At 65.8% G+C, this 12,165-nt stretch carries 12 protein-coding genes; 5 read left to right on the top strand and 7 right to left on the bottom strand.

What is annotated here, in order from left to right; translation table 11 throughout:
- Positions 1-79: 79 nt before the first annotated feature.
- The 5 genes from ACSC1R_RS13835 to mct all read right to left on the bottom strand — a co-directional run bounded on the left by ACSC1R_RS13835 (position 80) and on the right by mct (position 3,719).
- Positions 80-643 carry a CBS domain-containing protein gene (locus ACSC1R_RS13835; RefSeq protein WP_439026317.1) on the bottom strand — a complete coding sequence of 188 codons (564 nt, stop codon included), beginning with the start codon at positions 641-643 and terminating at the stop codon, positions 80-82.
- A gap of 75 nt (positions 644-718) precedes the next feature.
- Positions 719-1,477 (bottom strand): GTP cyclohydrolase III, encoded by a 759-nt coding sequence (locus tag ACSC1R_RS13840; protein ID WP_439026318.1) that lies wholly within the window; start codon positions 1,475-1,477, stop codon positions 719-721.
- An 87-nt stretch (positions 1,478-1,564) separates the two neighbouring features.
- Complete coding sequence (locus ACSC1R_RS13845) at positions 1,565-1,891, bottom strand: DUF5785 family protein (protein ID WP_439026319.1); 327 nt, start codon at positions 1,889-1,891, stop codon at positions 1,565-1,567.
- A 53-nt stretch (positions 1,892-1,944) separates the two neighbouring features.
- The gene (locus tag ACSC1R_RS13850; RefSeq protein ID WP_439026320.1) at positions 1,945-2,487 is read right to left on the bottom strand and encodes a hypothetical protein; all 543 of its coding nucleotides are present in this window, start codon (positions 2,485-2,487) and stop codon (positions 1,945-1,947) included.
- A gap of 38 nt (positions 2,488-2,525) precedes the next feature.
- The gene (mct, locus tag ACSC1R_RS13855) at positions 2,526-3,719 is read right to left on the bottom strand and encodes a succinyl-CoA:mesaconate CoA-transferase (protein WP_439026321.1); all 1,194 of its coding nucleotides are present in this window, start codon (positions 3,717-3,719) and stop codon (positions 2,526-2,528) included.
- Between the two features lie 151 nt (positions 3,720-3,870).
- On the opposite strand from mct, the gene glmS reads away from it, so the two are divergent.
- From glmS to citE, 5 genes are read left to right on the top strand one after another with little or no spacing between them, the layout of a single operon-like run.
- Positions 3,871-4,311 (top strand): methylaspartate mutase subunit S, encoded by a 441-nt coding sequence (gene glmS / locus ACSC1R_RS13860; RefSeq protein ID WP_439026322.1) that lies wholly within the window; start codon positions 3,871-3,873, stop codon positions 4,309-4,311.
- 5 nt (positions 4,312-4,316) lie between these two features.
- On the top strand, positions 4,317-5,795 hold the full coding sequence (locus ACSC1R_RS13865) for a methylaspartate mutase subunit E (RefSeq protein WP_439026323.1): 1,479 nt from the start codon (positions 4,317-4,319) through the stop codon (positions 5,793-5,795).
- Positions 5,785-7,053, top strand: coding sequence for a methylaspartate ammonia-lyase (locus ACSC1R_RS13870; RefSeq protein ID WP_439026324.1), 1,269 nt, complete (start codon positions 5,785-5,787; stop codon positions 7,051-7,053). The genes ACSC1R_RS13865 and ACSC1R_RS13870 overlap by 11 nt, the downstream gene beginning before the upstream one ends.
- Positions 7,054-7,085: 32 nt before the next feature.
- Positions 7,086-8,135 (top strand): 2-methylfumaryl-CoA hydratase, encoded by a 1,050-nt coding sequence (gene mch / locus ACSC1R_RS13875; protein WP_439026325.1) that lies wholly within the window; start codon positions 7,086-7,088, stop codon positions 8,133-8,135.
- Between the two features lie 2 nt (positions 8,136-8,137).
- Positions 8,138-9,178, top strand: a complete 1,041-nt coding sequence (citE, locus tag ACSC1R_RS13880; protein ID WP_439026326.1) for an L-malyl-CoA/beta-methylmalyl-CoA lyase — start codon at positions 8,138-8,140, stop codon at positions 9,176-9,178.
- A gap of 8 nt (positions 9,179-9,186) precedes the next feature.
- Here citE and ACSC1R_RS13885 read toward each other — a convergent pair whose 3' ends face one another.
- Positions 9,187-9,531: a DUF4112 domain-containing protein gene (locus ACSC1R_RS13885; RefSeq protein ID WP_439026327.1), complete on the bottom strand. Its 345-nt coding sequence runs from the start codon at positions 9,529-9,531 to the stop codon at positions 9,187-9,189.
- Between the two features lie 61 nt (positions 9,532-9,592).
- The gene (locus ACSC1R_RS13890; protein ID WP_439026328.1) at positions 9,593-11,824 is read right to left on the bottom strand and encodes a PAS domain-containing protein; all 2,232 of its coding nucleotides are present in this window, start codon (positions 11,822-11,824) and stop codon (positions 9,593-9,595) included.
- Positions 11,825-12,165: the final 341 nt, after the last annotated feature.

A 12,165-nucleotide genomic window follows, 5' to 3' on the forward strand; every position in this document is an offset into this window, starting at 1 on the left:
TACTTACTACTGTGTTATAAATATACCCCCCGCTGTCTGACGCCGCGGACCACGAGAGGGGGCACCGATGACCGAACGATTACACCTGTCGACAGTTCTGGCAGACGAGCTGTCCGTTTGCGTCGTAGAGTGACTCGGCGAGTGACCCACACAGTTCACAGACGCCCTGTGAGCCGTACTCGTCGGTATCGCCGCCGTTCGCGGCGACCGTGGCCTCGGTCGCAGTCGTCCCCGTTGCAGCGTCGAGGGTGCGCGACTCCTGCAGGGGTCCCGCGGCGTCGATGACGTCGCGTTCGCTCAGGACGCCGAGGATGTCGTCGCTGTCGGTGACCAGCAGGTTCCGTATCTCCTCGCGGGACATTCGGTCGGCGGCCGCCGCGAGCGACTGGTCCGCATCGATGGACACCACGGGCTGGGACATCAGGTGGTCCACCGTCGTCGTCTCCGGGTCCAGGTTCTCCGCGACCATCTCCAGTACGTCGCGTTCGGTCATGATGCCGACGGGGTCGCTCCCCCGCATCACGAGCACGCTCCCCACCCCTTCGTCGCGCATGAGTCGAACCGTACTGAGGACGGTGTCGGACTCGCTGACGCCGACGTATTCACGCGTCGTTACGTCACGAATCGACACGTCACGTTCCATGTGTGAATGGTTGGCACTGTGCGTATAAAATCTACCCCCGCTACGTTTATCCCCCCGCCGAGCGAATTTCTCCGGTCAGTCGAACTCGACGCTGGTGCCGTTTGCGCGGCACTCTTCGAGCGCGTGCTTGGCCGCGAACCCGGCGTCGTGGGCGTGCCGACCGGTCCCCACGCCGACCTGCAGGTCGACGCCGGTCTCTTCGAGCACGTGGTCGATGGCGTCGCGGTACTCGGCTTCGCCGAGGTCGGGACAGGTCGCGATGATGTTGTCCCCGCCGACGAAGAACGAGAGCGAGTCGTGGGCAGTGCGCATGTAGCGCATCAACGAGGCGTACGCCTGCTCGATGTGGATGAACGAGTCGAACGCGTGGTGTTCGTCGGTGTACTTCCCGGTCGCGTCGATGACGTCGAAGTGGGCTATCTGGACGTCGTCGTCGGTGCGGAACTCCTCCTCGATGGCGCGCCCCTTCAGAATCTCGCGGCGGGACTTGTCCTGGGCGCTCCCGGCGTCCTGCAGGAGTTCCGTCGCGTCGGCGAGCGCCTGTGCGGGGTTCGTCCCGGTCGCCACGGCGAAGCTGATGCTGACGGGGTAGCGGTTGCTCACGGACTCCTGGATGAGCGCGTGGTCGTCCATGTCGAGGCCGTTCGTGACCGCGACCATGTTGTCGAAGCGCGTAAAGAAGACGTAGCCGTCGCGGTTCCCGACGAGCTGGGAGAGGTCGGCGTACAGGCGCGATTGCAGCGTCTGGAGGTCGACCTCGCGCCGGGGTTCCGGCGTCACCGTCCACGGCCCGTAGTTGTCGATCTGGATGAGACTGACCTGCGTGTTCGTCACTGTTGGACGGTCCTAGCGAGCGCGAGCGTATAAGTGAATCTGAACCGGACGACCGGGGTTCGCGGTTGGTCCGGCGTACTGGCCTGCTCAGGCGTGCTTGATGTTCGACTCGCCAGCTTTGGGGTGGAACTCCCAGAAGCCACCGGAGCGCATCGCCTTGCCGACGGCCTTGTGGAACGAGAGGATGTCCTCGAACTCGTCCTCGGTGACGTGCTCGAAGATGTCGGCGACGCTGACGACCCGCCTGTAGTTCAGCCGAATCGGCTCGTCGCCGTGTTCGGCGACGAAGTCGGCCGTCTGCAGGGGGAAGTCCTCGTCCTCGTCGAGTTTCTTCGCGAGGATGGCCATGCCGTACTTGCGCCCACCTTCGCTGCCCTCTTCGCCGTCGGGGTCGAACGGCCACTGGTTGCTCATACCCGGTGCTGAGAACGGAACCCGCAAAAGGATTTCTGATGTGGTCGTCGGTGTCAGCCCTCGCAGCTGACGCCGGTCCCGGTGACGGCCGACCCGTTCGTCTCGACGTCGAGCCGCCGGACGTGGTGGCCACAGACGACGATACCCCAGGACGCGACCCGGTCACCCCCGTCGATGCGGACCACGTAGACAGCCGCGCGGGCGGGGGCGATGTCGGCCGCTTCGACCGACCACTCCGGTTCGCCCTCGAAGACGACCCGGTCGACCTGGTGGTCGCGGTCGGGGACGGTGACCGATTTCACCGACGACTCGGGGCCGTAGGAGACCGAGCGGTTCCGGGAGGGAAACTCGCGCGTTTCGGTGCTCCCGTTCAGGTACTCGACCTCGATTGGCCTGTCCGGTTCCGTAAGCAGGTAGACGTTCACGTAGACGCTGGCGTTCGAATCGCCGGTGACTCCCACCGTGAAGTTCCGGTCGCCGGTCGAGGGCGTCGAGTCGCTGCTCGGAGCGCCGAGGCAGGCTGTCAGCAGAACGAGGACGAGCAACAGTGTGATGGCTCCGGATGAAACAGTCCGTGGGGCTCCCGAGAATCCCATACGAGAAGACAGGTCAGCGAGACGGGTTATCCCTGTGGTCAGTCGTCGCCGCTGACCGTGGCGGTCCCGTCGCCGTTCTCGCCGTTCCCACCGAGCAGTTCCTCGCGGTGTTCGTCCAGCAGGGGTGCGCGCCCTTGCGGGCCGGTCGGCGTCTCGGAGAACTTGATGGGACAGCCGGCGACGGTCACGTCTCGCCCAGCGCCGGGCTGTTCCACGTCTGCGAGCATCTCTCTCGCGTGGATGTGCGGGTCGTCGAAGATGTCGGCGGTGTCCTGCACGGGTGCGACGGGAACTCGGCCCTCGAGGGCCGCGACGATGTCGGCCTCGGTGTGCTGTCGGGTCCACTCAGCGATTTCCGCCCTGAGACTGTCGCGGTTGCGGAGGCGGGCGGCCGCATCAGGGAAGTCGGCGACGAGGTCCGGGCGGTCAATGGCGTCACAGAGCGCGCGCCAGTGGCCGTCCGAGAACGCCGCAATCACGACGTGCCCGTCGGCCGCCTCGAACGAGTTGTAGGGGAACAGCGTCGGGTGGGAGTTCCCCTGTCTGGTCAGCACCTCGTCGGTGTAGGAGTAGTAGTAGACGGTGCGCTCGCACATCGACACCATCGCGTCGTACATCGCGGTGTCGACGTACTGGCCCTCGCCGGTGCGCTCGCGGTGGTGGACCGCCGCGAGGATGCCGACCGCGTTGAGGACGGCGGTGAAGAGGTCGCCGATACCCGGGCCGACCTTCGTCGGTGGGCCGTCCTCCTGGCCGGTTATCTCCATCACGCCGCCGAGCGCCTGCGCGATGAGGTCGAAGCTCGGCTGGCCCTGGCGGTCGGTCTTCCCGGTCCGAGGGTCGCCGAAGCCGCGGATGGAGGAGTAGACGAGTTCGGAGTTGCGTTCTTTGAGCGTCTCGTATCCCAGCCCGTACTTTTCCATCGTGCCCGCGCGATAGTTCTCGACGACCACGTCCGCCTCCTCGACGAGGGAGAGGAAGTCCTCGCGGTCGCGCTCGTCACCGAAGTCGAGTTCGAGCGAGCGCTTGCCGCGGTTCACGGACTGGAAGTAGCCGCCGTAGGCTTCCTCGTCCGGGCCGCCGACGAACGGCGGGTTCGACCGGATGAGGTCCCCGCCGGGTCGTTCTATCTTCACCACGTCCGCGCCCATATCGGCGAGGAGCATGGTACAGTACGGCCCGGCGAGGACCTGTGTGCAATCGACGATTCGGAGGTCCGAAAGCGCGCCCATGGCCGTCACGTCCGTGTCTCCGGGCTAAAACCTTCCGGATAAATCATGAAGGTGTGGCCATACTCCTGAGAGATGTAAGAGGTGTATAAGGAATATTATCATGAAAAACCATTATCTTTAACTATCGTTCATGCAATTCTCGAAGTACGACATGCCCCCGACAGTCATACTCGGTGTCATCGGCTCCGACGCACACGTCGTCGGTATCACAATCCTCGAGCAGGCCCTCTCCGCAGCGGGGTTCGAGGTCGAGAACCTCGGCGTCCAGACCTCCCAGGAGGAGTTCGCCGCAGCCGCGAAAACGCACGACGCCGACGCTGTACTCGTCTCCTCGCTCTACGGACACGCCGAGCAGGACTGCCAGGGATTCCACGAGCTGCTCGCCCGCGAGGGCATCGACGCCACCACGTACATCGGTGGCAACCTCGCCGTCGGGCAGGACGACTTCGCGCAAACCCGCGAGACGTTCCGCGCACTCGGCTTCGACCGCGTCTTCGACTCGGAGACGACGCCCGAAGAGGCCATCCGCGCGCTCGAACGAGACCTGACGTTCACAACACGCGACCGCGAGGTCGACACGGTTCAAGCCTGAGCCAGATGTTACGCGACGAACGCATCCCGGCCGAGCAGTTGCAACGCATCGACGACCGCATCCGCGAGGACTGGCCGACCGGGCAAGCGGTCGACTTCGAGGAGGCAATCGCCTACCACGAGCGCCTGCCCAGACACAAGCGGTTCGCGACGGTCCTCGAATCTGCGGACCGACCCTTGCTCCAGCCGCGGGCGGGGGTCCCGCGCATCGACGACCAGGTCAACCTGCTGTGTCACCTCCACGAGGAGGGCGCGGCCGACCTGCTCCCGACGACCATCGACTCCTACACCCGCGACAACGAGTACGGGAAAGCCGAGGAGGGGCTGGAGAAGGCCCGCGAGACGGACCAGGACACCCTCAACGGGTTCCCCGCGGTCAACCACGGGGTCGAGGGGTGTCGCGAACTCATCGAGCGCGTCGACGCCCCCATCGAGGTCCGCCACGGGACACCCGACGCCCGCCTGCTCGCGGCCGTCACCTTCGCGGGTGGCTTCCAGAGCTTCGAGGGCGGCCCCATCTCGTACAACATCCCCTACACCAAGGAGCGCGACCTCGCCGAGACGATCGAACACTGGCAGTACGTCGACCGGCTCGCCGGCGCGTACACCGAACGCGGGGTCACCATCAACCGCGAACCGTTCGGCCCACTGACCGGGACGCTCGTCCCGCCGAGCATCGCCATCGCCATCGGACTGGTCGAGGGCAAGCTCGCGGCGACCCAGGGCGTCAAGAGCCTCACGCTGGGGTACGGCCAGGTCGGCAACGTCGTCCAGGACGTCGCCGCCCTCCGTGCCCTCCGCAAGCTCGGCAACGAGTACTTGCCCGACGACGTGACGGTCACGACCGTCTTCCACGAGTGGATGGGCGGCTTCCCGCCGGACGAGGCCCGCGCGAACGGCGTCATCGGCCTCGGCGGGACCACGGCCGCAATCGCGCAGCCGGACAAGGTCATCACGAAGTCGCCACAGGAGTTCCAGGGCGTCCCGACCAAGGAGGCTAACGCGGCCGGCCTGCGCACCACACGTCAGCTCATCGACATGGTCGTCGAACAGGACCTCGTCCTCGACGGCGTCGACGAGGAACAGGCCCTCATCGAGCGCGAGACGCGCCAGCTCCTCGCGGCCATCGAGGAACACGGCGACGGCGACGTCGCCCAGGGCACCGTCGAGGCGTTCTCGACGGGCGCACTGGACGTGCCCTTCGCCCCCAGTGACGCGGCCCACAGCGCGGTCCTCCCGGCCCGAGACGACGACGGCCGAGTGAGAATCTTCGAGTGGGGCAACCTCGCCATCGAGGACGACATCAAGGAGATACACGCGGCCCGGCTCGACACCCGGGCCGAGACCGAAGGGCGAAAGCAGTCGTTCCGGATGGTCGCCGACGACGTCGACGCCATCAGTGACGGGAAGCTCATCGGGCGGCCGGGCACCGGGAAGGGCCGTGACGGTGGCGGCCAGAACGGAGGTGGGACCCGTGCAGATTGAACGGGTTCGCGCGATTCCGGCCGTCTCGGGGTTCTACTTCGACGACCAGCGCGCCATCAAGCAGGGAGCCGAACACGACGGCTTCGCCTACATCGGCGAGCCAGTGACCCCGGGGTTCGACGCGATACGCGAGGCCGGCGAGGCGCTCGTGGTCGAACTCGAACTCTCCGACGGCACCGTCGCCACCGGCGACTGCTGTGCGGTCCAGTACTCCGGGGCCGGCGGGCGCGACCCGCTGTTCCGGGCCGAGACCTACCGCGAGGTCGTCGAGGGAACCGTCGCCCGCGAGTTGCGAGGGCGCGACCCGAGCGAGTTCGGGCCCAACGCGGCCGCCATCGAGGCGCTGCCCGGGGCCGAATCCGACGGCGACCAGCTCCACACGGCAGTCAGATACGGCGTCTCGCAGGCCCTGCTCGACGCGGCGGCCCGCGCCCGCGGAGAGACGATGACAGAGGTCATGGCCGACACGCTGGGTACCACCCCGGCCACAGAACCGATTCCCGTCTTCGGGCAGTCCGGCGACGACCGCCGGGTGAACGCCGAGAAGATGATGATAAAGGGCGTTCCCGTGCTTCCCCACGGCCTGTTCAACTCCGTCGAGAAGGTCGGCGAGTCCGGCGAGCGCCTGCGCGAGTACATCGCGTGGCTGGCTACCCGGGCACCGGAACTCGGCCCCGACGACTACGACCCGACCATCCACGTCGACGTGTACGGCATCCTCGGCGAGGTGTTCGAGCCGCCCTACGACCGGTTCGGCATCGCCGAGTACTTCGCGACCCTCGAAGACGCCGCCGGCCCATTCGATTTACAGGTCGAGGGGCCGATGGACGAGGGGAGCCGCCGCGCGCAGATTCACGCCATGGCCGAGCTCAGAGACGGCCTGCGGGATTCGAGTGTCGGCGTCGACATCGTCGCCGACGAGTGGTGCAACACGTTCGAGGACGTTCGCGCGTTCGTCGACGCTGGCGCGGCCGACCTCGTGCAGGTCAAGACGCCCGACCTGGGTGGAATCCAGCGCTCCGGGCAGGCGGTGCGATACTGCGAGGGAACCGACACCCGGGCGTACCTCGGCGGCACCTGCAACGAGACGGTGACCTCGGCGCGCGCCTGCGCCCACGTCGCCCTGGCGACCGACGCGGCCCAGACCCTCGCCAAGCCCGGAATGGGCTTCGACGAGGGCTTCATGGTCGTGACCAACGAGATGCGCCGGGCACTCGCCCGGATGCAGCCCACACCCGAGGCACCGGCGGACGACTGAGGACTTCGAAATTGCAGCAGACGCAGACGACAATGGATTACACGGACACAGAGACGTTCCAGACGATACTCGAACAGACGGAGACACGAGAGAAGGGCAACTGCTTCGAGGACTTCACCGAGGGGCAGACCATCGAACACGCCCCCGGCCTCACCCTCTCGAACTACGCGAACGAACTGTGGGCGAGCCAGACGCTCAACCACGACCCCATCTACTGGCGGACCGACGCCGCCCGCGAGGTTGGCTTCGAGGAACCGCCGGTCCACCCGGACTACCTCGTGGCGGCCGTGATGGGCCCCACCGTCGAGGACCTCTCCGAGAAGGGCGGCTACTTCCTCGGGCGCACGAACCTGCGCTACCACGAGCAGGGCGTTGCCCCGGGGACCGAACTCCGGGTTTCCTCGACGGTGCAGGGGAAGAAGTCCTCGTCCTCCCGGCCCGAATACGGCATCGTGACGTGGGAGACCGAGGGAACCGACGCCGAGACCGGCGAGACCCTGCTCACCTACGAGCGCACGAACATGATTCCCCGCCGGGAGCCGATGGCGACCGATGGCGGGTCCATGGAAGGTGAACACGACGAAGCGAGCGACCACACCCCCAGCGAGTTCATCACCCCAGAGGGCCCGTACTTCGAGGACTTTCAGGCGGCCCTGGAGGAGGCCGACGACCGCGACGCCGCGGTCGCCTACCGGCACGAGCGCGGGCGGACCATGGACGACGTGATGGTCGCCACGCTCCCGCTTATGACCCTGAACACGGCCAAGCAACACCACAACGTCGACGTGATGGCCGACTCGCCCTCTGGCGACATCGTCGCCTACGGGGACGTGACACGGTCGGTCGCGCTCGGGCACGCCCGCTCGGACGAGGCCACGTATCGAGAAATCGGCTGTGACGACGAGCGCTTCCACACGTTCGTCACGCCCGGCGACACCGTCTACGGCTTCACCCGCGTCCTCGACACCGGCGAATCCGACGCGACTGCTGGCACCGTCACGTTCGAACACATCGCTTTCAACCAGCGCGACGAACCCGTCTACTCGGGAACCCGCCGCGCCCGCATCCAGACGAGGAACTAACAATGGCAGGACTCGCACGCACGTTCCAGACCGCACCGGCCGCCGTCCCCCGCGACAACACGGCGAAGTATCTCGACTCCGCGCTCGGCGCGGAGGGCTTCGAAGCTCCCGACTGGCTCGTGCCAGACCTCGAAGACGGCACCGCACCGGACATGAAAGCCGAGGCGCTAGAGAACGTCATCGACCGGCTCCCCGCACACGCCGACGAGTTCCCCGGCGAGATATGGCCCCGCGTCCAGTGGGCCTACGACGACGTGACTGCCCGCGAACAGGGCCGTGAAGAGATTCGCCGCCTCGTCGACGAGGTCGGCGAACACATCGACGGCGTGGTCGTCCCGAAGGTCGGCCGGCTGGATGACGTGAAAGAGGCCGCCGGGGTCGTCGCCGAGGCCGAGCGCGAGTTCGGCTTCGAGGACGGGGCAATCGGGCTCTCTGTCATCATCGAGACGGCCCAGGCGCGCTCGGACCTGCGCGAGATATCCCTGTTCGGGAACGACTCACGCCTGACCGGCCTCGTCTTCGGCCCGGTCGACTACACCGCCGAACTGGGCGGGCGCGACATCGGCTCTGGCCGCCCGCGCTGGGACGGCCTGCTCGAAGCCATGTCGAACGAAGCGAGCGCGAACGACCTCGTCGCCATCGGCGGCCCCTTCGACCACCTGTTCAAAGAGCGCGCCGGCATCACGTTCTACAACGCCGACGGCTACGCCGACCAGGTCGAACACGAGGCCCAGCTGGGACTCGACGGCTCGTGGTCACTGTACCCCAAACAGACGGCCCAGGCGAACCGCATCCACATGCCCACCTCCGACGAACTGGAACGGAACGTCCACAAGATAGAGCAGTTCCAGGAGGCGAAAGCCGGCGGCACCGGGGCCGTGACGGTCGACGGCCAGATGGTCGACGAGGCGACGTTCAAGAACTTCGTGAACACCGTCGAGACGGTTCGCGGGATAGACGAGGCACACCCTGCACAGACGAAGGAGCTGTACGACGACGCCCTGCTGGAGCGGGCGCTGACTGTCGATACGTCGTGGAACTAGTGTAGTCGCTACTCCAATTCCCTCCGGAGCAACTCCACGTTTCTCCGGTTCCCCTTCCACATCGCGTCGAAGGCGTCGCCGACGAGCGGTATCGCGCCGACGCCGGCGTCGACGCCCACGTTTCCGAGCATCCGAAGCAGCGTCCGCTTCGGGACGCCTGCTCTGTACGCCTCGGCAACGATGTACAGCGATATCGCGGCGCTGGCTGCGTCACCTGCGCCCGGGAGTAGCCCGACCAGCGGGTCGAGACCGATTCTGATGTTCGTGCCGGGGACGCGGAACGCGTCGTCGAGCAGCGTGGCGACCATCTCGGTCCGCCGGACCGCCGGGTGAGGTGCGGACGTGTCTGTCATACGTGACTAGTCGTCTGGCGTGGATAAATCTCTATGGCTGGTCGACCCCGGTCGATGCTGGTTACGTGCTCTCGACACCCGTGAACTCGAAGCGTGCGCCACCGTCGCGACCGTCCGTCACGGTGACGTCCCAACCGTGTGCCTCGGCGACGTTCTGGACGATGGTGAGGCCGAACCCGGTCCCCGAATCGGCCGTCGAATAGCCCGATTCGAACACGTGGTCTCGCTCCTCCGGCGGGATGCCGCTGCCGGTATCCTCCACGAAGAACCCGCCCTCGAGCGCACCGACGCGGATACGCACGTTCTCTGCGTCGTCGTCCTCGCCTCGCAACCCGTGCTCTACCGAGTTTCGGAACAGGTTCTCGAACAGTTGGCCCAGTCGCGCCTCGTCCGCACGGATCGTCTGGTCGGTTTCGACGACGAGGGTCGCTTCCTCCGTGCTCACGCTCAGGTTCTGCCAGCACCGCTTTGCGAGGACCTCCAGGTCGACCTCGTCGGGTTCGTCGATGGTCTGGCCCTGCCGTGCGAGCGTGAGCAGGTCGTCGATGAGCGTCTCCATGCGGTCGTGGGCGCGTTCGACCGCGGCCAGGTGCTCGCTGTCACACTCGTCACCCGCGAGTTCCGTGTGCAAGGCGGCGACGGTGAGCGGGTTCCGGAGGTCGTGACTGACGACGCTCGCGAACTGTTCGAGGTGTTTGTTCTTCCGTTCGAGTTCGCGCTGGTTCGCCCGTTCCTTGAGCGCCGTGGCGACGCTCTGCCCGAGGATGGTGACGAGTGCGATGTCCGAGTCGTCGAATTCCCGCTCCGCTGTGGCTCCACAGGAGAGGACGCCGAAGTCCGCGAGCGGGACGATGATGGAGGACTCGATGGGGATGTCTGCGGCGAGGCGTTCCCGGTCGAGAGAGCCGAACGTTCTGGTCTCGTTTGCTTCGAACAGCTCCCAGAACCAGTCACCCCGCGGATGGACGGGCGTCTCCACACCGACCTCCTGGAGGAGCTCCCGATGTTCGGGTGTCTCTGCGGCCAGTTCGAGGCCAGTTCCCTCGTCGTTCACGTACCAGACGGTCGGCATCCGATAGCCGAGCAGTCGCTCTGCGGCGTCGACGGTGATCTCGGCGATCTCCTGCTCGTCTTTGGCCTCCAGCAGGCGCCGGGTCGCCCCGTGTAACGCTTCGACCTGCTCGGCCCGTCGTTCTCGCTCGGTCACGTCGAGTTTCGACGCCACGATGTGTGTGACCTCGCCGTCGACGACGACCGGCGCGAGTTTCGTCTGGTAGGTCTGTGTCCCACCGGGGAGGTCGAGCGTCTCCTCGAACGACAGGGGTTCTTGCCGGTCGAAGCACTCCCGGTAGTTGGTCTCGACGGCTGACCCGGTCGCCGGGCCGAGCACCTCCCGGGGCGTCTTTCCGCAGGCAGCCTCGGTCGTCGTGCTCAACATCGCCTCGACGACCGGGTTGAGCCGCTGGAACCGGAACGTCTTCCCGCTATCGACGTCGATGAGTGCGAGTCCCGCCTGGGCGTTCGTGAACACGGTCTCGAACTCCTCTTTGAGCTCTTCGAGTTCCCGTTGCTGTCGCTTCCGGTGCGTGATGTCCGTACTGAACCCGACGAGCCCTTTGACCTGCCCCTCCTCGTCGAAGTACGGGAACTTGTTGTCCAGAAAGACGTACTCCTCGCCGTCGACGAACTGGGTGGCCTCGGCGATTCGGTTCTCGCTCCCGGCCATCACCTGCTCGTCCATCTCGCGAATGTGCCGTGCGCTCTCTGCATCGAAGAGGGCGTAGTCCGTCTCGCCGATGATGTCCTCCGGCTCCATATCGAAGAAGGACGCACCGTACTCGTTGATGAAGAGGTACTTCCCGTCGACGTCTTTGACGTAGATGGCCTCGTGTGCGTTCGAGACGACAGCCTCGAGCCGCTTTTCCTGGTGCTTCCGCTCGGTCACCTCTCGCGAGCTGACGACCAGTTCGTCCTTCTGTCGACTGTCGAGCCGTTCGACGCAGACCGACTCCATCCAGCGCCACGTGCCGTCGGCATCTCGGAACCGATACTCGAGGGGGTCTACCGTCCCGGGGTCCGCCAGCGCACGTTGCAACCAGTCTCGGACCGCTTCCCGGTCTTCCGGGTGGACGTACGACAGCGCGGTGTCCCCGAGCAGTGCCTCCCTGTCGAAGCCGAGGATACGTTCGATGGAAGGGCTCTGGTACTCGATGACCCCGTCCGAACCGACGACGGTGACGATGTCGGTGGTGTACTGCAGTAACAGCTCATCGTCCTTCCTGACCCAACTCATTACTATATGCATATGTACCGGATAGGCGACTATAAACTGCTTGCAGGGAGAATCACCCTGAATCAGCCTCAGATGGCCATCCTCGGGCATTTTGCTGGTATGGCTATCGGCCATTCACGCCAAATCAAAAGATAAATTACCCTTCTGCACCCCGAATCGGTTCGCTCCGACCGCCGTCTCTCAGAACCCTGGCTCGTCCTCACTCACAGCAACGCTGTACGCTGCGCGAATCCAGACATCTCCGCATTCTTCGTCACGTCCGTTCACCTCAGAAATGCGGTGGGACTGGGATTCGAACCACTGTGTCGGCTTCGCAGTCACAGGCTTCCGATTCTGATAGA

It is taken from the genome of Haloarchaeobius ordinarius, assembly GCF_051801355.1.
Lineage (GTDB): Archaea > Halobacteriota > Halobacteria > Halobacteriales > Natrialbaceae > Haloarchaeobius.